19 protein-coding genes are annotated in these 25,592 nt (G+C 39.9%); all 19 read left to right on the plus strand.

Annotated features, from left to right (window positions below; translation table 11 throughout):
* The first annotated feature begins 188 nt into the window (after positions 1-188).
* The 19 genes from RMZ41_RS07230 (at position 189) to RMZ41_RS07320 (ending at position 25,479) form a co-directional block, all read left to right on the plus strand.
* Positions 189-863, plus strand: coding sequence for a vWA domain-containing protein (locus tag RMZ41_RS07230; protein ID WP_114082323.1), 675 nt, complete (start codon positions 189-191; stop codon positions 861-863).
* Positions 864-912: 49 nt separating this feature from the next.
* A complete protein-coding gene (locus RMZ41_RS07235) occupies positions 913-1,692 on the plus strand; it encodes a PP2C family serine/threonine-protein phosphatase (RefSeq protein WP_322645458.1) in 780 nt (259 codons plus the stop codon).
* 55 nt (positions 1,693-1,747) lie between these two features.
* Entirely contained in the window at positions 1,748-3,919 is a 2,172-nt protein-coding gene (locus RMZ41_RS07240; protein ID WP_322645457.1) for a tetratricopeptide repeat protein, read from the plus strand.
* Positions 3,920-4,531: 612 nt separating this feature from the next.
* Entirely contained in the window at positions 4,532-5,305 is a 774-nt protein-coding gene (rfbF, locus tag RMZ41_RS07245) for a glucose-1-phosphate cytidylyltransferase (RefSeq protein ID WP_322645456.1), read from the plus strand.
* A 150-nt stretch (positions 5,306-5,455) separates the two neighbouring features.
* Positions 5,456-6,670: an L-2-hydroxyglutarate oxidase gene (lhgO, locus tag RMZ41_RS07250; protein WP_322645455.1), complete on the plus strand. Its 1,215-nt coding sequence runs from the start codon at positions 5,456-5,458 to the stop codon at positions 6,668-6,670.
* A gap of 453 nt (positions 6,671-7,123) precedes the next feature.
* Positions 7,124-8,152 carry an SDR family oxidoreductase gene (locus RMZ41_RS07255; RefSeq protein ID WP_322645454.1) on the plus strand — a complete coding sequence of 343 codons (1,029 nt, stop codon included), beginning with the start codon at positions 7,124-7,126 and terminating at the stop codon, positions 8,150-8,152.
* A gap of 110 nt (positions 8,153-8,262) precedes the next feature.
* Entirely contained in the window at positions 8,263-9,531 is a 1,269-nt protein-coding gene (locus tag RMZ41_RS07260) for a class I SAM-dependent methyltransferase (protein ID WP_322645453.1), read from the plus strand.
* A gap of 202 nt (positions 9,532-9,733) precedes the next feature.
* A complete protein-coding gene (locus RMZ41_RS07265; protein WP_322645452.1) occupies positions 9,734-10,741 on the plus strand; it encodes a glycosyltransferase family 2 protein in 1,008 nt (335 codons plus the stop codon).
* Positions 10,742-10,791: 50 nt separating this feature from the next.
* On the plus strand, positions 10,792-11,643 hold the full coding sequence (locus RMZ41_RS07270) for a phytanoyl-CoA dioxygenase (RefSeq protein ID WP_322645451.1): 852 nt from the start codon (positions 10,792-10,794) through the stop codon (positions 11,641-11,643).
* Positions 11,644-11,831: 188 nt separating this feature from the next.
* The gene (gene rfbC, locus RMZ41_RS07275; protein ID WP_292701878.1) at positions 11,832-12,386 is read left to right on the plus strand and encodes a dTDP-4-dehydrorhamnose 3,5-epimerase; all 555 of its coding nucleotides are present in this window, start codon (positions 11,832-11,834) and stop codon (positions 12,384-12,386) included.
* 150 nt (positions 12,387-12,536) lie between these two features.
* Complete coding sequence (locus RMZ41_RS07280; RefSeq protein WP_322645450.1) at positions 12,537-13,778, plus strand: glycosyltransferase; 1,242 nt, start codon at positions 12,537-12,539, stop codon at positions 13,776-13,778.
* Between the two features lie 109 nt (positions 13,779-13,887).
* Entirely contained in the window at positions 13,888-15,201 is a 1,314-nt protein-coding gene (locus RMZ41_RS07285) for an NAD(P)H-dependent oxidoreductase (RefSeq protein ID WP_322645449.1), read from the plus strand.
* 169 nt (positions 15,202-15,370) lie between these two features.
* The gene (locus tag RMZ41_RS07290; protein WP_322645448.1) at positions 15,371-16,471 is read left to right on the plus strand and encodes a glycosyltransferase; all 1,101 of its coding nucleotides are present in this window, start codon (positions 15,371-15,373) and stop codon (positions 16,469-16,471) included.
* Positions 16,472-16,615: 144 nt separating this feature from the next.
* Positions 16,616-18,838: a polysaccharide biosynthesis tyrosine autokinase gene (locus tag RMZ41_RS07295; RefSeq protein ID WP_322645447.1), complete on the plus strand. Its 2,223-nt coding sequence runs from the start codon at positions 16,616-16,618 to the stop codon at positions 18,836-18,838.
* A gap of 576 nt (positions 18,839-19,414) precedes the next feature.
* Complete coding sequence (hepC, locus tag RMZ41_RS07300; RefSeq protein ID WP_322645446.1) at positions 19,415-20,134, plus strand: heterocyst development glycosyltransferase HepC; 720 nt, start codon at positions 19,415-19,417, stop codon at positions 20,132-20,134.
* 231 nt (positions 20,135-20,365) lie between these two features.
* A complete protein-coding gene (gene hepA / locus RMZ41_RS07305) occupies positions 20,366-22,207 on the plus strand; it encodes a heterocyst formation ABC transporter subunit HepA (RefSeq protein ID WP_322645445.1) in 1,842 nt (613 codons plus the stop codon).
* A 107-nt stretch (positions 22,208-22,314) separates the two neighbouring features.
* A complete protein-coding gene (locus RMZ41_RS07310; RefSeq protein ID WP_322645444.1) occupies positions 22,315-23,154 on the plus strand; it encodes a hypothetical protein in 840 nt (279 codons plus the stop codon).
* A 66-nt stretch (positions 23,155-23,220) separates the two neighbouring features.
* On the plus strand, positions 23,221-24,423 hold the full coding sequence (locus tag RMZ41_RS07315) for a glycosyltransferase family 4 protein (protein ID WP_322645443.1): 1,203 nt from the start codon (positions 23,221-23,223) through the stop codon (positions 24,421-24,423).
* A 63-nt stretch (positions 24,424-24,486) separates the two neighbouring features.
* Positions 24,487-25,479 (plus strand): glycosyltransferase family 2 protein, encoded by a 993-nt coding sequence (locus tag RMZ41_RS07320; protein ID WP_322645442.1) that lies wholly within the window; start codon positions 24,487-24,489, stop codon positions 25,477-25,479.
* Positions 25,480-25,592: the final 113 nt, after the last annotated feature.

Raw genomic sequence — 25,592 nt, forward strand, 5'->3', positions numbered from 1 at the left:
TTTTGCTAAACTAAAATGTACACAAGTTCTTCTTAAAGATATAGAGAACTTCATGAAAATAATTTGTTTAATAAAGATTAGAGCATCTACCACTAGGTACTATATTCTGTAGTCGCCTTAGCGATTGAAATTATATACTCTGACGAAAGGGAAATAAAGCTTTGAATTTTAACATAACACAAAAAGTTATGCATGATACGTTAAGACTTGATGAAGTCGTAGAATTTGCTGAGAACCCAGAGCCACGCTGTCCTTGCGTACTTTTACTAGACACATCTGGCTCGATGCAAGGAGATCCCATTGAGGCTTTAAATCAAGGTTTACTCAGCCTAAAGGATGAATTAGTCAAAAACTCCTTAGCTGCCAGACGAGTAGAAGTGGCGATCGTCACTTTTGATAGTAATGTCAATGTAGTACAAGACTTTGTGACTGCCGATCAATTCAATCCGCCCATTTTGACAGCACAGGGGTTGACTACAATGGGTGCAGGCATTCATAAAGCTTTGGACATAATTCAAGAGCGAAAATCTCAGTATCGTACTAACGGGATTGCTTACTATCGTCCCTGGGTATTCATGATTACTGATGGTGAACCGCAAGGCGAGTTAGAGAATGTAGTAGAACAAGCATCTGTGCGCTTACAGGGAGATGAAGCGAATAAACGGGTAGCATTTTTTACAGTAGGTGTCGAAAATGCAAATATGACACGTTTAAATCAAATAACTGTGCGTACACCTTTGAAGCTCAAAGGATTAAATTTTATCGAGATGTTTGTCTGGTTATCAACTAGTATGTCAGCTGTTTCTCATTCGCAAGTGGACGAACAGGTAGCATTACCACCTATTGGTTGGGGGACTGTTTAATTAAAATCGCAGCTTGATGTTTACGCAGCTAGCTGTTGAAAAAAAATCTATGAATATATCAAAAGAGATTGCTCAATGGCGGATTGTAGCTGCATCTGTATGTGGTACAAGCCACTTAAAAAACAAGCAGTTATGTCAGGATGCTCATCACTGGCAAATATTGTCAGATAATGTTTTAGTGGCGGCCGCAGCAGATGGGGCTGGTTCTGCTAGCCTTGGAAAGGTGGGAGCGATGATTGCTGTGGAGACAGCAATAGAAAACATTTCCAGTAAAGGAATCACGCGAAAACTTTTGAGTGATGATGCTTATGTGCGATCGCTCTTAAATGATGCCATACTAGCCGCCAAAAAAGCTGTGGAAGCTGAAGCGGCTACTTGTGAGAAACAGCTTCAAGATTTAGCAACTACCTTAATTATGATGGTTGCCACACCAGAAGTTGTCGCTGTAGTGCAAATAGGTGATGGTTTAGCAGTGGCAAAAGATAGCACGGGCAACCTTCTAGCACTGACTATACCTGATAGCGGCGAATACATTAACGAAACCACGTTTTTAACTTCACCTACGGCCCTAGATACAGCGCAGATGAGATTATGGCGCACCGACATAGTTAATGTTGGTATCATCACAGACGGACTACAAATGCTGGCTTTGAATATGGTTGTTGGTGAACCTCACAAACCTTTCTTTTTTCCGCTATTTGAATTTGTAGCCAATACCGAGGATAAGACAGAAGCAAAGGAGCAGTTAGTAAAGTTTTTACGCTCAGACCGAATTACACAACGCACTGATGATGATTTGACACTCATTATAGCTGCATTCAACTCATGAGCAATCAATTTACAGGTTTCACATCTAAATAACTTCCGTTAGCGGTAATTTCATTATGCAGGTACTACGTTGTTCCCCTAGTAGAAAAGAAATCCTCAGCCTCAATGTCAGTTTGGGGCGTGGCGGTGAGGCTTGTGTTTATGCAGTGCCATCCGATAACAACTTGGTGGCAAAGATTTACCACAAGCCAACTACAGCCCATGCTGATAAACTCCAAGCAATGCTTGCCAACCCGCCAGAAAACCCTACGGCTAGTTTGGGGCATATCTCTATCGCTTGGCCAGAGGATTTATTACGGGCGGCAGATGGCAAAAATCCCATTCTGGGTTTTTTGATGCCACGGATTGAGGGGATGCGTCCAATCATCGACTTTTACAACCCCAGAACCCGTCGCCAACACTGTCCCCTATTCAACTATCAGTACCTGCTCCGCACGGCTCGTAACTTGGCAGCAGCTTTTGCTGCTTTGCACGCTAGTGGATATTGTATAGGTGATGTGAACGAGTCAAATATCCTCGTCAGTGACACCGCACTAGTGACTTTGATAGATACAGACTCTTTCCAAGTACTCGACCCCAACAGCAATGTTGTTTATCGCTGCCCAGTCGGGAAACCAGAGTTTACTCCACCAGAACTACAGAATAAAACTTTTGCCCAGCACGATCGCGAAATTTCTCACGATTTATTTGGGTTAGCAGTGCTGCTATTCCAACTTTTAATGGAAGGCACTCACCCATTTTCGGGGATTTTTCAAGGCGCTATTGAGCCACCGCCCTACGAAGCTCGCATTGCATCAGGTCATTTTACTTACAGCCAAAAACGGTACGTACCCTACCTACCTACCCCCATTGCACCCCCTTGGGAAATTCTTCATCCTAGCTTACAAGAATTATTCGTCCGTTGTTTTGAAGAGGGTCACAGCAACCCACAATTGCGCCCCAGCGCTCAGACTTGGCTCTCAGCAATTGCTGAAGCTGAAGATTCCCTAATTACTTGTACTACAAATCCTCAGCATCGCTACAACAACCACATGCGTAGTTGTCCGTGGTGTGAACGTACCGTGCGATTAGGCGGACGCGACCCCTTCCCATCACATCGGGCTATAGAAGCTAGAGAACATCTCCAACCGCGAGTCAAAGCGAAAAAGCGCTACACCCAAACACCGCATTTTCCACAGCGAAGTATGTCACCGCACTTAAGTAATTACTGGCAGCCAGTAATGACCCCAAGCGGTTCACGTCAAAAACGTTCCAAAAAGTCAAAATTGTACCCGGTTATTTGTTGCTTACTGGGTTTTGGTTTATTGGGATATGCGGACGTAATGATTAAATTTACTCAGCCGTTGGTTTCTCAAAATGCTTACACTCAACAAACATTGAAGTCTCGCCAGACAGTTAACAAACTCAGCTTCGCTGATTACTATCAGCAGGGTTATACTGCTTACAAAGACCGAGACTATGAAAAAGCAATTGCTAGTTTTAGCGAAGCAATTGAACAAGAACCGACACATGCCAGAGCAATTGTAAATCGTGGCAATGCCCGCTATAACCTGAAAGACTACGAAGGAGCAGTTGCAGACTATAGCCAAGCTCTCAAAATCAATCCCAATCAAATCAAAGCTTTAGTGAATCGGGGTAATGCCCGCTATATGCTCGGCGAATATAGCAACGATCCTGATACCGAGTATCATCTAGCGATCGCAGACTATAATCGAGCCATCGGTCTGGATAATAACGAAGTTGAAGCTCATATCAGACGAGGGATTGTCCGCACCCAAATGGCTAAATATAGCGGTGAATCTCAACAAGATTACAAAAAAGCAATCACAGATTTTACTCAGGCGATAAAACTGAATGTATCCAAAGCAGAAGCTTACTTTCAGCGAGGTGTTGTCTATTATCAAATTGCTCAATATAGCAGCGATTATGAGCAACAGTATAAACTAGCGATCGCCGATCTGAACGAAGCATTAGCAATTAGCCCCAAACTAGCAAAAGCATATCTCAAACGAGGTATGGTTCGTTATGAGCTAGCACAATATGGTGGTAGTGAATCTAACAAGAACCAAACGAAAGCTATCGAAGATGTACAGGCATCTGCCAAAATGTTTCTTGAGCAAGATGATATGGATAATTATCAACAAGCACTAAGTAACTTATGTGTTGTTGTAGAAAACAAATGCGATCCTTTATTCCAAACCTCAAGCGATCTGGACAAAACTAACTAAAAATAAGTAAGTTTTATTACTTGTATATTATTAGTTTTGAGTGAATAAACCAAGCCTGACTAGGGTTAGCATAAGCTAATCCTAGTTATTTTATTGGCGACATTTTTTATTTAATTAAGTATAGCAAGGGACTGGGAACTGGGTGAAAAGTCCTTTTGTGTCTAAGTCTCATCATCTGTTGATGTCCTAACCACCTTGACTGTTGCTATACTTGATTTTCATGTTTATAGATATTCATATAGCTTTTATATAGAAAAGATGTTAATTTATCTTTCCTTTATAAATTTGGGGAAAATTACAGTTAGATTGTTGACGGAGAAAAACAAATCAGAAATCAATTTTTCTCAATCTAAGTGCATCCTCTTCATGTCAAAAAGTCAATCAATTTTAGATTTTGGATTTGAGATTTGCCATTAGTTATCGAATCTCACGACCGGATGAACAGATTTATTCCGCCCACTCTCAGAGCGGGGTATGTACCAAAAAACTCTTCTAATCCAAAATCCGTCTTGGTGCAGTCGCAAAGAGAAACCCATCCGCAGGGCTGCACCGCAAAATCTAAAATTGGCACGGTCAAATAATAATATCCCTACAAATCTCTGAGGTAATTGCATGAAAGCGGTGATTTTGGCTGGAGGGCTTGGTACACGTCTCAGTGAAGAAACCAGTATCAGACCCAAGCCGATGGTTGAGATTGGTGGTAAGCCAATTCTTTGGCACATAATGAAGACTTACTCCGCCCACGGCATTAATGACTTCATCATTTGTTGCGGTTACAAAGGTTACATAATTAAGGAGTATTTTGCTAACTACTTCTTACACATGTCAGATGTTACCTTTGATATGCGATTTAACCAGATGAATGTGCATTCTGGTTATGCAGAACCCTGGCGTGTTACCTTAGTAAATACGGGTGATAATACCATGACAGGCGGACGCTTAAAGCGAATCAGCGAACATCTTGGTAATGAGACTTTTTGCTTTACTTATGGTGATGGTGTAAGTAATATTAATATCACCGAGCTAGTGAAGTTTCACAAAGAACAAAATACATTAGGAACACTCACAGCCGTTCAACCAGCCGGACGTTTTGGAGCCATTTCCTTGGGATATGAGCAAACTAAAATTACCAGCTTTCGGGAAAAACCTGAAGGTGATGGAGCTTGGATTAATGGCGGTTATTTTGTGTTAGAACCAGAAGTAATCAATTTGATTGCTGATGACTCGACAGTATGGGAACAAGAGCCATTAGAAAAGCTAGCCGATATGGAACAGCTATCTGCTTTCAAACATGATGGTTTTTGGCAGCCAATGGATACTTTACGTGATAAAAACTACTTAGAGGGGCTATGGAATAGCAATCAAGCTCCTTGGAAGGTATGGTAGAAAGAGTTAGGAGTCAGAATTCAGAATTCAGAAGTCAGAAGTTAGAAGTCAGAATTCAAAAATTAAATGACCAATGACAAATGACAAATGACAAATGACAAATGACAAATGACAAATAAATTTACTGTAACTTGAAGTGCGATAATACTGATGTATGATTTTGCGATTATAGGCGGGGGAATAGTTGGACTCTCTACAGCGTTAGCTTTAGGAAAACGCTATCCAAATGCGCGTATTTTAGTACTAGAAAAAGAGAGTCAATGGGCATTTCACCAAACTGGCAATAATAGCGGGGTAATTCATTCTGGCATTTACTACAAGCCAGGAAGTTTCAAAGCTAAATTTTGTCGTGACGGTTCTCGCTCTATGGTAGAATTCTGCCAAGAGCATGGAATAGAGCATGAAGTTTGTGGTAAAGTAATTGTTGCAACTGAAGAACAAGAACTACCACGTTTAGAAAATCTCTACCAACGCGGCTTAGACAATGGCATAGAAGTTAAGAGAATTAGTCCCGAAGAAGTCAGGGAAATTGAACCTCACGTAAAATGCGTAGGTGGAATTCGGGTATTTTCAACTGGTATTGTTAATTACAAGCAAGTTTGTTTGAAATATGCCCAGCTAATTCAACAGCAGGGTGGGGATTTGCATCTCAATACAAAAGTTCTGAAAATCTCCCCAAGCGGTAAAAATCAGGTACTAGAAACAAACAAAGGTAACTTTGAAACGCGCTTTGTAATTAATTGTACGGGATTGCATAGCGATCGCACCGCCAAACTAGGTAAAGTTGAACCCCAAGCCAAAATCGTCCCATTCCGGGGAGAATACTACGAACTCACCCCAGAAAAACGCTATCTAGTCAAAACACTAATTTACCCAGTTCCCAATCCAGATTTCCCCTTCCTCGGTGTCCACTTTACCCGAATGATAGATGGTAGCGTCCACGCAGGGCCAAATGCGGTTCTGTCACTCAAACGCGAAGGCTACAAAAAAACCGACTTTGATTTACGGGATTTTCTTGAAGTCGTCACCTATCCTGGTTTTTGGAAATTGGCAGCCAAACACGCAGATGAAGGCATCCAAGAAATCATTCGTTCCTTTAGTAAAGCAGCCTTCACCAGAAGTTTGCAAAAACTAATTCCCGAAGTCCAAGCAGAAGACTTAGTTCCCACCCATGCAGGAGTCCGCGCTCAAGCCTTGATGAACGACGGCAAGCTTGTAGACGACTTTTTGATTGTTTCCGGTCAAAACTCCATCCATGTTTGCAATGCTCCTTCCCCTGCGGCTACATCTTCTCTAGAAATCGGCAAAGCGCTGGTGGCAGAAATCCCCCAACTCGCGCATCTAAATAATGTAGTAACTGCATAGATATCATAGTTACTTCCGGTGCTGCTGAATTAAGCAATGAATATTGTGGGGTGAGCAAAATGAGTGCCAGGAAATACAAGAGACGGACAAGATTGCCCATCCCACAAGAAAAAATTTAGTGCATTAATTAGGAACCGCTATAAAGTGCTGCTACCCAACGAGTAAGCCTGTAAAAGGTTTTAGTAACTACGTAATGACTCTTAGCCGATTTATATATAGCGTTTCTGGGTTGAGTCCAACGACCTAACCCTCAACCCCTTCCCTACAAAGGAAGGGGAGTAAAATTCAAAGCCTCTCTCCTCAGAGGAGAGAGGTTTGGAGAGAGGTCGAGTTATTACGTACAAACGAAAAATATAGCCGTTCCCTTCAGGATGCAACACGCTGTAGGGCGCACAGATGCGTGTCCCTACTAAACGAAAAATTTAACTCATCAATACAAAGGTATTAACCACAATGAAAATATTAGTAACTGGAACAGAAGGCTATCTTGGTTCATTATTACCGCCTCTGTTAATTGAACGCGGACATGAAGTTATCGGTCTAGATACCGGTTTTTATAAAGTTGGTTGGCTATACAACGCTAATGGGGTAACACCCAAAACCCTTAACAAAGATATCCGCAACATCACCCCTGATGATTTAGAAGGCGTTGAAGCAATAGTTCACATGGCAGAACTCTCCAACGACCCAGCCGGACAATTAGCACCGAATATTACCTACGAAATTAATCATGTAGGTTCAGTTCGTCTCGCTAGCCTAGCTAAAGCTATGGGTGTGCGCCGCTTTGTATATATGTCTTCGTGCAGCGTCTACGGCGTTGCTACCGCAGGTGATGTCACAGAAGAATCCCCAGTTAATCCCCAAACAGCCTACGCAGAATGCAAAACTCTCGTAGAAAGAGATGTTAGACCACTCGCTGACGATGACTTCTCTCCCACCTTTATGCGGAATGCCACAGCCTTTGGTGCTTCACCCAGAATGCGCTTTGATATTGTTCTAAACAACTTAGCAGGGTTGGCATGGACTAGCAAACAAATCAAAATGACCAGTGATGGTACACCTTGGCGGCCATTAGTCCACGCATTGGATATTTGCAAAGCAATAGTCTGCGCTTTGGAAGCACCACGCGACATTGTACATAACCAAATCTTCAACGTCGGAGATACAGCAAACAACTATCGCGTCAAAGAAATCGCAGAAATTATTGCTGATATTTTCCCAGACTGTAAATTGTCCTTTGGTAACAACGGCTCAGATAACCGTAGCTATCGGGTATCTTTCGAGAAAATCAACACAATTCTCCCTGGATTTAAATGTGATTGGAATGCTCGCCTTGGTGCCAAGCAGCTATTTGATTTATTCAGTCAAATAGATATGGCTGAAGATACTTTCTTATTTAGAGGATTCACCCGTTTAAAACAGTTAGAGTATCTAATTCGTACCGAGCAAATTGACAAAGATTTCTTTTGGAACAAAAAGTAGATATAGTTGCCTAGCAGCAAAGAAGAAATAATTTAAACCTCCGAATCAAATATTATTGGTTCGGACTTATTTCATCCATCAAATTATTTGCAATCAGTGAATTGGAATTTATGGCTAACGCAAAATGTCGTTTCAGTGGTCAACCTCTGCACCAAACCTTTATTGATTTAGGAATGTCACCTTTAGCCAATGCTTATCTAACAGCAGAACAGCTAAATCATGCCGAAAAATTTTATCCTCTCCATGCTTATGTTTCCGAAGATACTCTTTTAGTTCAACTAGAACAATTTGAAACTCCCGATTGTATATTTAGTGATTATGCTTATTTCTCTTCTTACTCAGTAAGTTGGCTAAAACACGCCAAGGCTTACACTGACATGATGGTAGAAAAATTTGGGTTTAATCATCATAATCAAATTATTGAAATTGCCAGCAATGATGGCTATTTACTGCAATATTTTGTAGAGAAAAAAATTCCGGTTTTAGGAATAGAACCAGCCGCAAATATAGCCAAGATAGCTCAAGATAGAGGGATTCCTAGTATCAACAAGTTTTTTGGAGTTGAAACTGCCAAAGAACTAGTTATACAAGGAAAACTAGCCGATCTTTTGATAGGCAACAATGTTTTAGCTCATGTACCAGATTTAAATGATTTCATCGCTGGAATGAAACTCATCCTTAAACCGAATGGTATTTTGACGATGGAATTTCCTCACATTTTGCAACTGATTCAACAAAATCAGTTTGATACAATTTATCACGAACATTTTTCTTATTTCTCATTCCTAACTATCGAAAAGATTTTTACAGCGCACAACTTACAACTTTTTGACGTAGAAGAATTATCAACTCACGGCGGTTCACTAAGAATTTATGCCAAACATGATGATGCTGATAACCCTGGTATTAGTGAACGAGTTAACTATCTAAAAGCAAAAGAAATTGCTGCTGGACTGCATCGGATAGAGACTTACATTACATTTGGCGAAAAAGTCAAAGAAACAAAGCGCAAGCTGTTAAATTTCCTTTTGACAGCTAAAGCAGAAGGTAAATCAATCGCTGGTTATGGCGCACCAGCTAAAGGCAACACATTGCTTAATTACTGTGGGATTGGGAAAGATTTTATCGATTATACAGTCGATTGCAATCCTTATAAACAAGACTTATTTTTACCTGGGACTCATATTCCCATCTTTGAACCAGAAAAAATCCGCGAAACTAAACCAGATTATGTCCTAATTTTACCTTGGAATCTCAAGGAAGAAATTATGGAACAAATGGCATTTATTGGCGAGTGGGGTGGACAGTTTGTTGTGCCAATTCCTGAAGTCAAAATTTATCCGTGTCCTATTCCGGATAGGCTTTTAGTAGCACAGTAATTACTAAATATAACCCAAAAAGCGCCTTTTGTTACTATTTATGTTGTCATTATGAGCATAGACAATAGGTAAATAGTAATTAAAAGGCGTAGTTTTAGAAAGCTTCTGTTACCAAATTACAAAAAAATCAAATACAAAGCAGCTTTTTAATTAATTAGGAATCTGCTGTTAATAGCCTCTTCAATACAGATTTGAGCTTAATATGAATAAACTTCTGACTATTGCTATTCCTACATTCAATCGTGCCCAGCTTTTAGATAAACAACTTACTTGGTTGGCTCACGCTCTCAAAGGTTTTGAAGATGAATGTGAAATTTTAGTATCTGATAATTGTTCAACAGATAATACTCAAGAGGTGATCCAAAAATGGCAAGCAATACTTAACAATATTACATTTAGATCCAACAAAAATTCAAAGAATTTAGGCGTAGTCAAAAATATCATGTATTGCCTAAAGTCTACAACAACAAAATATGTTTGGACAATCGGTGATGATGACCCAATTCAAGATAGAGCTATTGGTTATGTAATTAGTAAGCTCAGACAACACGAAGATTTATCATTATTATTTCTCAACTTTTCCGGTCGTAACCAAATTACCGGTGAGCCAGTTCATCCACCAACAATTGTTGGGAATCGCTGGTTTGATATTGAGAGCGAAGATGCAAAGGGTGATGGTAAAACCATATTTGAACATTGTTTTTCAAAAAGTGTCGGCGCAGTTATCTTTCTAACTGCTACAGTTTATCGCACTGACTTAGTAAAACGCGCTCTCCAAAATTGGCAAGATGCTGAGAATAACTGGATATCTTTAGCATATTTAGCCGGATATTGCGCTGCAAATGGTAGTGTAATTGTAACTAAAGAGACTTATTTAGAATGTGTTGTTGGTGTGAGTTATTGGCAGAAAGAACCAAAATCAGCGCTGTTAATGCAATACAAACACATCCCCGAAGTGATTTTGAAATTAGAGCAGAGTGGATATTCTAAGCAGTTTTGTCGGCGGATGCTTTTGCAGAACAGTAAAGAAGTAAACTTGAAAGTTTTCTTGGGTGCTTTAAGAAGATGGCCGATGTCCGCCATCAAAATAGTAGTTCCATTTTTGGCTTTAGTCAGCTTATGTGCTTTTGATGTGATGCTTTCTAAAGAATTAGCTTTAGCAGAATCAAATGAAATCTCTACTGAAGAAGTACGAATCCATAAGCCCTAATCTACTAAGTTATTAACAAATACATCTCACAAATAGAAGGGATTTACACCATGTTTAACGCTATTAAACACAAAATAGCTACACTTTCGGCTGACTTTGCATATTACCTAGCTCGTTGGAAGCATAGCAGAAATTTGCCAGCATTGGAAGAGCGCGATCGCAACATCCTTAATACTCTCAAAAAAGATGGTGTTTGCGTCACAACACTAGCAGATTTAGGGTTCAACTCTAGCTCTGAAATGCTCAAAGCTGCTCACCATCAATTATCTCAGATGGAAAATCCTACCAATGAGCATCTCAATGAACGTTTGCCACAAATTTATACAGTTACGGGTTTACCAGAATTTTATGCCTGGGGTGTAGAGAAAAGGCTACTCAACATCATCGAAAATTATATCGGTCTTCCTATAGCTTTTCATGGTATACATTTACGCAAAGATTTCAAGAGTAAACATCAGTTTGGGACGCTACTATGGCATAGCGATGCAGAAGACCGTCGGATTATCAAAATCATTATTTACTTAAATGATGTAGAAGAAAAAACTGGCCCTTTTCAATATCTTCCCCGCTCTTTAACTCCTTTCTTTAGTTGGAATTATTTTCAACTTTACTACAAACTTTATAAGTCAGGCTATATGGGTATCGATGATGAACAAGTAAAATCAGTCATCCCCAAATCAGCTTGGAAATCCTGCCCAGGCCCAGCAGGTACTGTCATTATTGTAGATACGAAAAATGCTTTGCATCATGGCACAGTTCGCACAGAAGATAGGTCAACACTATTCTTGTGTTACACCGCCAATCCCCCCGAACGGCCAGACCTCTGCACCCAATACTGGGATGATACTTATCCCAGAATAGAGTTACATTCTACATCTGATGCAGTTAAAGTTTCAACTTAAAAATGCAAATTTAATTAACCACAGAGACGCAGAGAACACAGAGTAAGAGAAGGAAAGGGCATTGCTCGACTGACACAAAACATCTCTCAAACTCTCATATCTCTGTGCCCTCTGTGCCTCTGTGGTTCGTTTCTTTCTGACGCAAATACTAAGCTTTTCTTATTCAACATTCATCTCAAAGGAATCACATGATTTTCACCGCAACCGCACTCAAAGACGCATTCATTATTGACTTAGAAGAAAAACCAGACCACCGTGGTTTTTTTGCTCGGTCTTTCTGCGCTCAAGAATTTGAAGCACACGGATTAAAGCCAACTGTTGCCCAATGTAACTTATCTTTTAACTACAAAAAAGGCACTATCCGGGGAATGCATTATCAAATTCTGCCAGCAGCAGAAACAAAGTTAATTCGCTGTACTAAAGGTGCTATTTATGACGTAATTATTGATATGCGTCCTGAATCTCCTAGCTTTTTATCACATATTGGTGTGGAACTTACTCCAGAAAACCGCCGTGCTTTGTATGTTCCAGAAATGTTTGCTCACGGCTATCAAGCGCTTACGGATGAGACTGAGGTTGTATATCAAGTGGGTGAATTTTATACGCCAGGGTATGAGAGAGGTTTACGCTATGACGACCCATTTTTTAACATTGATTGGCCTTTAGATGTGACTGAAATCTCTGAGAAAGATTTGAGTTGGCCTTTGTTGAGAATGATGACTGTTGGCGGTACTTCTAGATAAGTATTGAATGGTTCGTAAAAATATTTTTTTAACGAACCGCAAAGGACGCAAAGAGCGCAAAGAAAAGAAATAATTAGAATTGATACATATCCAGAGGTCAATTACTAATTAAAGCTGAGATATTAAGTTAATTAAATTAGGTAGAAATAAATGTCAAATATTCTATCTCGCGTTGAAAATACTATCTCTTTTGTCTCCAAAAAAGTTCAAGCTCGGATTAATTACGCGAAAACATTACAGGTTGTTTCTCTAAAGCCAAAGCAGCCTTCTAAGGGGAATGTACTTCTTTCTTATCGGATTGAGCCATTCCTGTTAAAACCTGGTCAGCCAATGCCTAATGACCATACTTGGTACTGGGAAGTTTGGCAAATCGCCCAAACTTTTTTAGATTTGGGCTACAACGTTGATGTTATCCAGTTCCACAATGATAAATTCGTTCCCCAAAAGGATTACGCTTTTTTCATTGATATCCGTCACCGGATGGAAGCGCTTGCACCAAAACTTAATAAAGATTGCATCAAAATTTTCCACGTTGACATTGCAAATATGGTGTTTCGCAATGCAGCTGAATGTAACAGGCTTCTAGAAGTACAACAGCGCAAAGGTGTAACCTTAAAACCACAGCGATTTGAGGTTCCTAATTTGGGAATTGAATATGCCGATTGTGCAATTGTGTTGGGTAACGATTTCACAACTGATACATTCAAGTATGCCAACAAACCAATGTATCGTATCCCAATTTCTTCGCCTGTCGTTTATCCCTATCCTGACAAGAAAGATTTTGAAGCGGTAAGAAAACATTTTCTGTGGTTTGGTGGTAGTGCTTTAGTCCTTAAAGGATTAGATTTGGTTTTAGACACTTTTGCCCAAATGCCGGAATACCATTTAACAGTTTGTGGCCCGGTAAGTAATGATAAAGAATTCGAGCAAGCTTTCTATAAAGAACTGTACGAAACACCTAATATTCACACTTATGGGTGGATTGATGTTAGTAGCCCTGATTTTATAGAGGTTACAAATAACTGTTTAGGACTGGTTTATCCTTCCGTTTCTGAAGGACAGTCAGGAGCAGTAATCAGTTGCTTACAAGCTGGGTTAGTTCCCATTTTAAGCTACGAATCTGGTGTAGATGTTCACGATTTTGGTGTGATTTTCGAGAACCTTTCCGTTGAAGAAATTAAGACGAAAGTTATAAGTATTTCCAATTTGCCTGTTGAAGACCTAAAGTTTATGTCTCGTCAAGCTTGGGAATATGCAAGAGCAAATCATACTAAAGAAAAGTTTGCTCAAGTCTACAGAAATGTTGTGGAGCAAATTATCGAAAATCATAGCCAGAAAAAACATACTGGTTCTATAGCATCTAGCAGAGAAACAGTTAGTAGCTATCAATAATCTTAATTCCGATGAAAATGTACTTAATATTTAGCTGTAAAAAATTATTAAGTGCAAGTTTATAGAGAATTTGTATCACAACCAACAGTTCCAAAAAGGAGTTTAGTTCATGATTATTATCGATCGCGCCTTACAAACCCGTGCAGCAGCAGGAAATCCTATCAAGGTGGGAATGATCGGTGCTGGTTTTATGGGTCGAGGAATTGCCAACCAAATTGTTAATTCCGTGCCAGGAATGGAGTTAGTTGCTATCTCCAATCGCCAGATTGATGCAGCTAAACAAGCTTATTCGGAAGCAGGAATTGAAGATATTCAAGTTGTTGCAACTGTCAGCGAATTAGAAGATGCGATCGCAAACGGTAAGTATGCAGTCACAGAAGACGCTAAGTTACTGTGTCGGGCTGAGGGCATCGAGGCCATAATCGAAGTCACAGGTGCAGTGGAATTTGGCGCTCACGTCATCATGGAAGCGATCGCTCATTGCAAACATGTGATTATGATGAATGCCGAACTCGATGGCACTATTGGCCCCATCCTGAAAGTCTATGCTGACAAAGCAGGTGTCATTCTTACTGCTTGCGATGGCGATCAACCAGGGGTGCAAATGAACCTCTACCGCTTTGTCAAAAGCATTGGTTTAACTCCCTTATTGTGCGGTAACATTAAAGGACTCCAAGACCCTTATCGCAATCCCACCACCCAGGAAGGATTTGCTAAACGTTGGGGTCAAAAGCCCCACATGGTGGCTAGCTTCGCCGACGGAACCAAAATTTCCTTTGAGCAAGCGATCGTTGCCAATGCCACAGGGATGAAAGTCGCCAAACGGGGAATGTTGGGATATGACTTCAACGGTTATGTCGAGGAAATGACCCATTTATATGATGTTGAACAACTCAAAGAACTGGGTGGTATTGTCGATTATGTAGTTGGAGCAAAACCAGGCCCAGGCGTATATGTATTTGCCACACACGACGACCCCAAGCAACGCCACTATCTCAACTTATACAAATTAGGCGAAGGCCCTCTTTACAGCTTCTATACTCCTTATCACCTCTGTCATTTTGAAGTTCCCCTGTCCGTAGCGCGTGCAGTCCTCTTCGGTGATGCCGTTATGTCTCCACTCGCAGGCCCATTAGTAGATGTTGTCACCACTGCCAAAATCGACCTGAAAGCTGGAGAAACCCTAGATGGCATCGGTTACTACATGACCTACGGACAATGTGAAAATTCCCCCATCGTCCAACAGCAAAATCTCCTACCAATTGGTTTAGCCGAAGGATGTCGCCTGAAACGGGATATTTCTAAGGATCAAGTTCTCACTTATGAGGATGTAGAATTACCTGAAGGCAGACTCTGCGACCAACTAAGAACTGAGCAAAACAATTATTTCGCCCCAGAAAAAATCTTGGTAGCAGTTGGGTAATAGCAACAAATAAATCGGCTGTAGGGGCGTACAGCTGTACGCCCCTACGTATTTGTCGCCAGAATTTCGTTAAGAGGATAGGAAGCTATACTGCGGGACACTAAAGTTGTTGATAGTAAGTTACTGGGGAGCGTTTAAACAAACCCGATCGAAACTTTAGGTCAAATTGATGAAAATTGCTCTAGTCCACGATTATTTAACCCAGCGAGGTGGGGCAGAGCGTGTATTTGAACTGCTTTGTAAGCGTTATCCCGAAGCAGACATTTTCACATCTCTGTACGATCGCCAAAAAACTATCGATTTAGGCGATCGCATCGTCAACACAAGCTTCTTACAAAAAATCCCTGGTGCAGCAAAGTATTTCAGGTCAATGGCTCCTCTATATTTTCCTGCCTTTCGTGCCTTGGATCTGCAAGACTACGATCTAATTATTAGCAGTAGCACCAGCTTCGCCAAAGCAGTCCGAAAAAATCCCAATGCTCGCCACATTTGCTTTTGCCATAACGTCACCCGTTTCTTATGGGATACAGCAACTTATTTAAGAGAATACGGAGACTATAGATATTTTGCACCTTTAATCGAACAAGTATTTCAAGTAATGAGAAAGGTAGACCTGAAATATGCACAGGAACCCGACCTTTACATAGCTAATTCTAGTGTTGTTGCCCGCCGTATTGAAAATATTTATGGCAAAAAGGCAATGATGGTGAACTATCCAATTGATACTAGTAAATTTGTTTTTTCAGATATAAAAGATGAATATTATCTGGCTTCAGCCCGGATGATTAGCTATAAACGCCTTGATATAATAGTCGAATCTTTTAACTGGCTAGGATGGCACTTATTAATATCAGGTGACGGGCCAGAATTAGAACGGTTAAAATCTAAAGCATTAAAAAATATTGTGTTCTTGGGACACGTAAGTGATAGAACCCGCAAAGACTTGTTTTCCAAAGCCAAGTCTATTATTGTCGCAGCCTTAGAAGATTACGGGTTAGTTCCAGTAGAGGCAAATGCTAGCGGCACACCAGTCATCGCTTATGGTGCAGGTGGAGTATTAGATACTCAAATACCAGGTGAAACAGGAGTCTTTTTCAAAAGACAAACACCCGAATCTCTACAAATTGCATTACAAGAAGCTAATGGCATCTCTTGGGATTACGATCGCATCCGTAATCATGCAGTAGCAAACTTCTCAGAAAATGCCTTCTTTAGTAAAGTTGAGCAAATTATTAACCAAACTTGTGGCGGGCATCAAATATTCATTTGATTCCCTAATCTCTCCCCGCTATAAGAATACCTATTTATTTTTTTCTCTCCTCCTTGGCGTACTTGGCGCACTTGGCGGTTCGTAAAAAATAGGAATTCTTCGGGATATCTCTTAGCGTAAGTCTTGAAGACAAGGATAATAAAAGTGGTTCATAGCCTAAATCCTCAGATAAATCCAGCCTCTGAAACCGAACCAAGTTACGGACAATTGTTTGCCGTATTTGTGCGAAGATTTCCTTGGTTTTTAGCAGTATTGATTAGTTCTATTGCGATTGCAGGCATAGTAACTTTAAAGACTAAGCCTACTTATAAAAGTTCAATGCAACTGCTAGTAGAACCTAACTATCAAGGCAAAACAGAAGGTGCTGGGTTAGACAACCAGTTTACCGACTCTAATGTTGTGATAGATACTGCAACTCAGCTTAACTTGATGCAGAGTTCGGGACTCATTCAAAAAGCAGTTGAGAAACTTCAATCTGATTATCCAGACATCAGTGTAGGTGAAATTAAATCTTCTTTAGTCTTAACTCAATTGAGAAGCAAAGAAGATAATGTCGCTACTAAAATCTTTCAAGTTGAATACACTGCTGGAGATCCAGAAAAGACACAAAAAGTTCTGGGTGCAATTCGACAAGTTTATGTTGAATATAACAAACAGCAACAGAGTTCGCGTTTACAAAAAGGTCTACAAATCATCAGGGAACAGTTAAGTAAAGCCAGCGAAGAAGTAAACGCGGCTGAGACAAATTTACAAAGATTTCGCAGAAATCAGAACTTAATCGATCCAGAGTCGCAAGCCAAAGCGATTGAGACAGGTTTAAATAATATTGCCCAAGAAAGACAGACAACTCGCGCTCAGTATGGCGAAGCTTTAGCACGCCAAAAATCTTTGGAAGAACAACTTAACCGTTCTCCTCAAAATGCTCTAGTTGCTTCTCGTCTGAGTCAGTCTACTCGCTATCAAGGCTTACTGAACGAAATCCAAAAAACAGAACTGGCACTAGCACAAGAACGTCTACGCTTTACAGATCAGACTCCGAGTGTGCAAAAGCTCAAAGAACAGCTTCAGGGCCAGAAGGAATTATTGCAACAAGAAGTAGGAAGAACTTTAGGTGAAAAGTCTGCTAGTGCATTCACTTCTGGAGACTCTCTTCTTGAAAAAGGACAACTTGGCCAAATCGATCTTAGCCTTGCTGGTCAGTTAGTAGAAACGCAGACAACTATAGTTGCTTTAACTGCTCGCGATCAAAGTTTAGCTCAGAAAGAAAACGAGCTACGTTTGGAAATCAAACGCTTCCCACCTCTTTTGGCTTATTACAATCGGATGTTACCGCAGTTGCAATTTAGTCGTGAAAGATTAGAGCAACTTTTAAGAGCAGAACAGCAATTGCGGCAAGAACTTTCCAAGGGTGGATTTAATTGGGAAGTGGTAGAAGATCCCCAAAAAGGCGCACAATTAGGGCCCAATCTTCAGCAGAATTTGCTGTTAGGTGCTGTAGTTGGGTTGATGTTAGGAAGCATTGCTGCCTTTATTCGAGATTCGGCTGATGATGCAGTTCATACCACTGCTGAGTTAGAGAAGCAAATGGCGCTACCATTGCTCGGAACAACCCCCAAGTTACCGCCAGCCAAACCCAGAGAATCAATGATAAAATTGCCCTTTGGCAAGCCAGAAGTTCTCGCCCCTTGGACAATTCAGGTATTGCAATCTCCACCACGTTGGGAATCGCTGGATCTGATTTACAAGAACATTGAACTTTTAAATACAGTTGCTAACTTGAAGTCTTTAATGATTACCTCAGCTTTAGCAGATGAGGGTAAGTCAGCTTTGGCGTTAGGTTTAGCGATGAGTGCTGCCCGTTTACACAAAAGGGTGTTACTGATTGATGCCAACTTACGCGATCCCAGTTTGCATCATCAACTGAATCTTCCTAATGAACAGGGGCTTTCAACTCTATTGGCGAGTGATGCAAATCTACCCAATCAGATTAGTCTTCAATATTCAGGTTCCGCCTACATCGATATTTTGACTGCTGGCCCCAAACCTGCCGATCCAGCTAATCTGTTGAGTTCCCCTCGGATGATGCAATTGATGGCAGCTTTTGAAGAAAACTATGATTTGGTACTCATAGATGCTCCTCCAGTTCTCGGTTTAGTAGATGCCATGCTTACTGCATCATCTTGTCGTAGCGTGGTCATGGTGGCAAGTATTGGTATTGTCACACGAAGCCAGTTGACTCAAGCTACAGCAATGCTGAGTAAGTTAAATCTGATTGGAGTTGTAGCTAATGGGGTATCAAATAGCAGTAATTACGTACCTTATATCAAACAACAGCAATTGGCTCTCCGTCAAGCTGTGGAAAAGTAGCAGCTTAATTCGTAATTCGTAATTACTGTTACTTAAAGTAACATGGAGTAGGGTAGCATATCAGTGTTACCCTACTTTTTAATGAGCAAAATTTAATTTTATTGCTATCAGGAAAATTTTAGTAGATTTATCCGATCTTTATGGCTTTTCCGAGAAATCACTGGCTCTTTAAAGAGTAAATAAAGAATTTATTGGAGCGATCGCTATTCCTAAATAGTCTTATATTCTAGAGATTAAAGCACTTCATAAAGGCTAGAAGATAAAAGCAGACTGGTTTTAGGAAATCTATCGATACAACAAACACTTCAGTGCAAGTAAACGTAGATATAAATTTATGGGTAATTTCTCTCTACATATTTCTACTTTCAGTAGTTACCGGAAAATACCGATTACCCATGAATATTGATAGTAACGTTGCTAGTAATTCAGCATAATTTGTCAGACCCCTAACTCCACAGATAACTCTATTTCAAATGGGGATTGAAACTTCACTTGAAACATAATTACGAATTACGAATTACGAATTACCTTTGATAGCGCCTCAGTAATTCACTCCTGTATAAACCCAAAGACATTATGACAGCTTCAATAATTCCAACTCTAGAGAATTTATATGATGTAACCCAGGAACACCAAGATAATCGTGGGTACTGCACACTCCAGTGGCGGCGGGGTCAGTTGTTGGTGAAGCAGCCTGGACGAGTGAAACAACCGCATCTGCCTGCATTAAATAGTAAGCGATCGCTAGTAGAATGCTTACAACATTCTCCAGTAAGTTTGGTAAGCATAGATCCAAAGCTGGGTGAGGCTTTGCTGAGATTTTGGGCAGATGCGTGTCAAGAAGCTCAAAAACCAATATTCCTCAGCATACCTGCTGGCAATAAACCTTCAAATCAACCCTGGAGACAATTGCAGCGATTAATTGATTGGATTGCTGCTTTAGTATTGCTGCTATTAGTAAGTCCAGTCATGCTGGGATTGATTGCATTGATGCAAGTTTACTCACCAGGGTCACTCTTTTGTCATGAATGGCGTGTCGGAGAACGGGGTAAACTCTTTCAAGCAATGAGGTTTCGCATGCACAACATCACACCGCTAGCGCATTGGATGGGTAAATACAATCTCGACAATCTGCCCCAGTTATTCAACGTGCTGCGCGGTGACATGAGTTTGACCGGATCTCATGGTTGGACTTTAGAAGATGCAGTACAGCTAAATAAACTACCAGAAATTAAACCTTCCTGGGAACTAGAGGCACAGTCTCATCTGTTACATCTAGATAGCCAAACCCTGTAATTTATATGTGCGGTATTTTATCTACCGCACTGAGACTAACGCAAAAATTGCTTACATTGCATCTATAGTACAACACGCTTCAGTTAAGCATTTCTTCCTTCTCTTCCTTTGCGCCCTTTGCGTCCTTCTCTAACGAGACGCTGCGCGAATGCGGTTCGTTCAAAAAAAGAATTAACCCTTAACTGAACAGTATTGATCTATCTACCTTCCCAAACTATTATTATAAAATCCATGAATTCTCAACTCCCTCAAAAATTCCGTAGTCTGCTCAAAGCTTCCAGCTTTTGGCAAGATAACTATTTGATATTGCGAGAATTTAAACACTTTCGCAAAATAGTAATTTTAGCTCTGACATTCTCAATTTTAGCAGCAACCTTTGAAGGGGTAAGCATTGGTTTTTTACTTTCCTTCTTGCAAAGCTTAACTAGTCCAAACGCTCAACCTGTCCAAATAGGAATAGAATGGTTTGATACTTTAATCTTAGGGTCTAAGTCATCAGCAATTAATCGTCTATACCGCATATCATCGCTGATATTATTGAGTACTTGGTTACGTGTAGCCTTCAATTATTTTGGACAAGTTTATACAGAATTATCACAACTGCATTTTGGCGATCGCTTACGCAAGCAAATTTTTGAACAGTTACAATCATTATCGTTAAGTTACTTTGCCAAAACTCGCTCTGGTGAACTGATTAACACAATAACCACAGAAATCGAAAGAATCAGACAGGGTTTTAGTGGGGGAGCATTTTTAGTAACTAGAGGCATAACAACTCTTGTCTACTTAATATCAATGTTTTTGATATCATGGCAACTAACTGTAATTTCAGCATTACTATTTACACTTTTAGGAGTAGGGTTATCCAATCTGAATGCCAGAGTTAGAGAATCCAGTTTTGGCATGACGACTGCCAATGCTAACTTTACATCAACAGCTATAGAATTTATTAATGGGATTCGCACTGTTCATTCTTGTGGTACTCAAGAATTTGAACGTCAGCGTTACTACAAAGCTAGCGACAAGGTAGTAAGTTCTACAACTAAAGTTGTATTCACTTGGACACTTGTCAAGCCAATTGCCGAAGGAGCAGCTACTACGGTACTGGTGGGGATGATTGTTTTAGCATTCACTAGCCTGGTTAGTAATGGAACGCTACAAGTCGCTTCTTTGCTAACATTTTTCTTTGTGCTATTTCGCTTTGTCCCATTTGTTCAAGATATTAATGGCACACGAGCATTTCTCAGTACTTTACACGGTTCAGCAGACAATATTAAAAATCTGTTGAAAAGTGATGATAAATATTATTTTCAGAATGGAAAACTTGAATTTAAAGCTTTAGAAAGGGCAATAAATTTAGTATCTGTAGATTTCGGCTACGATGAGCAAAATATAGTGCTACATAACATTACCCTAACCATTGAAAAGGGTAAAATGACTGCACTAGTTGGAGCCTCTGGTGCTGGTAAAACAACTCTGGCTGATTTAATCCCTCGCTTTTATAGTGCTACAGAGGGAAATGTTTATATCGATGAAGTTGATATAAGACTGTTTGAAATTAACTCTCTACGTCGCCAAATAGCTGTCGTCAGTCAGGATACATTTATTTTCAATACTGATGTTTGGCAAAATATTGCTTACGGCACTCCACAAGCCACTAATGAGCAAATTCAAGAAGCTGCTAAATTAGCGAATGCGCTGGAATTTATTTTAGAAATGCCCGAAGGTTTTAATACCCAATTAGGAGATCGGGGTGTTAGATTATCTGGAGGACAAAGACAGCGAATTGCGATCGCGCGAGCGTTACTACGGAACCCAGAAATTTTGATTTTGGATGAAGCAACTAGTGCTTTAGATTCTGTATCCGAGCGCTTAATTCAAGATTCCTTAGAAAAGCTATCTGTAGGTAGAACAGTAATTGCGATCGCTCACCGTCTTTCTACTATTTCTAAAGCAGATAAAGTTGTGGTCTTAGAAGCAGGAAGAATAGTAGAACAAGGCAAATATCAAGAATTACTTGCACGTCAAGGCAAGCTTTGGGAATATCACCAGATGCAATACTATAATTCGTAATTCGTAATACTCGCCTCTGGCGAGAAGCAAGCTACGTAATTCGTAATTTGCGAATTACGAGTTTATTCTCCTAGCTAATTATTTATAATTTTAATCAGGAAAAATAAATGGTAAACATAGGCTATCATGCTGCTAAAGTTCAGGGTAAATTTAATCGCTCCCTATATAAAGCAGCTATTTCTCAGATTGCTAGCATTCCCATCAAACAAACTCGGCAAGTTCCGATAAGTGTCTATGCATTCTCATGCGAACGCGATTTACCAGAACAAGTGGCAAGTATTCGCTCATTCATTCGTCATGTCGGCATTCCAGATACATTTGCTGTAATTTCTGATGGCAGTTACACCGAGTCTAGTTGTAATTTACTCCACCGCATCCACCCCTGCGTTCAAGTAATACTTTTACAAAATTTCCTGAGAACGGATTTACCTCAATGTGTTCTTGATTATGCTCAATTGCATCCACTGGGTAAAAAGTTGTCGGCATTAATGTCAATTCCTGTTAATGGTACTACGATTTATACTGATTCAGATATTTTATTTTTCCCCGGTGGAATTGACTTAATAGATTTGAGTAAGTCGGAGGAAAAATACTCTCTTTATCTACCTGATTGTTCTTTGTCGCTTGACAAACGAATTATTTATGATGATTGTGAAAACTTAAATCCAGTAAATGGTGGATTTATCTTATTTAGGCATGAATTTGACTGGAGTTTTGCTATCGAACGTTTAGCAAATCTTCAAGAAGCTCCTATTTATTTTACTGAACAAACGATTGTACATTTGACAATGCACCACAATCATGGTCAGCCTCTATGTACAAAAAAATATGTTCTCAATGTAGAAGATCAGTTCATCTATCCAGATAAATCTGCAAGTAAAAATATTGCTCTCAGGCATTATGTGAGCGATATTAGACACAAGTTTTGGTTTAATGTTGGCATATAAATTGATGAAGTAAACCTCTATTTATATGAGGAGTTCAATGAATAATAACGTAAAGAATGGTGGTTAATGCTTAACTCAATCAATGATGCCAAGCAAAATAATAAACAATTGCCCAGAGGAGTTTTTGAAGAAGACCTGATTTATCAATGCTCAAATTTTGATGTAGGCGAGGGTGGAGGTGTTGAAACTTATCTAGCTTCTCTGTTTGAGCATCGGCCACCTGAAGTTAGCGATCGCGTGATAAAATCGCTCAAGGGTGTTGACCAAAGCCAATTCAAGCTACTGCACATCCACAGCCCAGATTTACTATTGCAGCTTACAGGCGAATGTCCGACGGTTTTCAGCGTTCATAATCACTCATTCTACTGTCCTAGTGGCACAAAGTATCTAGCAGGGCAACGGACAATCTGCGATCGCAATTTCTCTTACTTAGGTTGTACCTGGGGTAAATTAGCAGATAAATGTGGTAGCCGTAGACCGTTAAGAACTCTTAAGGAACTTCAAAATACTCATCAGTTATTAGATACCTTAAAAAAGGTAAAAATTACTTTTGTTGCTAATAGCGAATATGTGCGTCAAGAGTTGATTAAAAATGGCGTACCCTATGAGCAAACTGTAACACTACACTGCGGTATTTCTGTACCACAAATAAAGACTGTTCCTCTGAGTTTAGAAGTTCACCAAAATCATAGAATTTTGTTTGTTGGTCGCATTGTTTCTGATAAAGGTCTGGAATGGCTGCTTAAATCCTTAATACATACAAACCCGCAAATTAAACTTGATATTGCAGGTGAAGGCTGGGAACGACCCCGCTTAGAAAAGTTAGCAAATACACTCGGATTAAGTAATCGGATTGTTTGGCATGGTTGGTGCGATGCTGACAAAATAAATCAACTTTATCAACAGTGTTTTACAGTCATATTCCCTAGTGTTTGGCCTGAACCTGCCGGTCTTGTAACTCTGGAAGCATACTCTAATTATCGTCCTGTAATTGGTAGTGCAGTCGGAGGCATCCCAGAACATTTACGAGATGGAGAAACGGGTATTCTGGTTCCGGCTAATGATATCAAAAAGCTGGTTGATGCTATTCATGATTTGTATGAAGATTATCAAAAAAGCCGGCAAATGGGCGAACAAGGCCATGCTTTATTGATGAAGGAATTTACAATGGCTGCTCATGTAAATAATTTGCAAACAATTTATGCAAAAACAATAGCTGACTTTCCTTCGAGAGCGAAAAAATTATATGGCATTCCTCAAGTGAAATAAGCTGAGTTTAGTTGAAACTTTATAAAGTGCATCTTTTCTCTATTAAATATAAAGGAAAAAAATATGTCGTTATCTCAAGAATGCCAACAGCCTTTAGTCAGCGTTATTATCCCTACCTATAATAGACCGGATTATCTCAAGCAAGCGATCGCTAGTGCTATTAAACAAACTTATCGAAATATCGAAATTATTGTTTCAGATAATTGCAGTGCAGAAAATACTCAAGCCGTTGTCGCATCTTTTGAAGATTTACGCATCAGATTTTGGCGACATGAGCAAAATCTAGGTATGCTTGCTAATCAGCAATACGCTTTTAAAATGGCGCGAGGTAAGTATGTTGCGAGTCTTCATGATGATGATATCTGGAATGAAGACTTTCTAGCAAAACTTGTACCAGTACTAGAAGCAAATTCTGAGTTAATTCTCGCTTTTTGTGACCAATATATCATAGATGCTGATAGCATAATTAATCATGCTGGAACTGAAGAAAATACACGCGGTTATAAGCGAGACAAACTAGCAAAAGGAATTCATCAACCTTTCTATAAAATTGGATTAATTGATAAAAGCATACCTACTGCTGCATCTTGTGTGATTCGCAATAATGTAGTCAATTGGGATAGTATTCCTCCAGAAGTTGGCGGAATGTGGGATTTATATTTAACTTACCTTTGTTGCATATCTGGTTATGGTGCTTACTACTATCCAGAAAGATTAACGCGATATCGTGCCCATGAGCAAACTGACACTATGCTCAGTGGTAGCCGAGATATGCAAGCAAAAATTCGTAAAGCTAAAAGCGAAATGTTCTGTTATCAAGTCTTTATGGAAGACGCTAGTTTACAGCAATTTAGGGTATATTTTCAACAGAAATGGTTAGAGGCTAATACAACTTTGGGAATTGGTTTATTGCGAAGTGAACAGATAGCAGTAGCACGTCCTTATTTTTGGCAGGCGCTGACTAAACAAAAATTTAATGTGCGGACTTTAGTGGCATTAAGTCTTAGTTTTACTCCACATTTTTTTGCAAACAAATTAATAGATTTGTCGAAATAGTAGATTTTTTTAGAGGTAATTAATGAATTGCCTCTACCTGAGAATATTTTTTTAACGAACCGCCTTCTCTGCGAGACACTACGTGAACGCGCAGCGTCTCGTTAGAGAAGAAC

Source organism: Nostoc sp. DedVER02, from assembly GCF_034530675.2.
Classification (GTDB): Bacteria; Cyanobacteriota; Cyanobacteriia; order Cyanobacteriales; family Nostocaceae; genus Nostoc.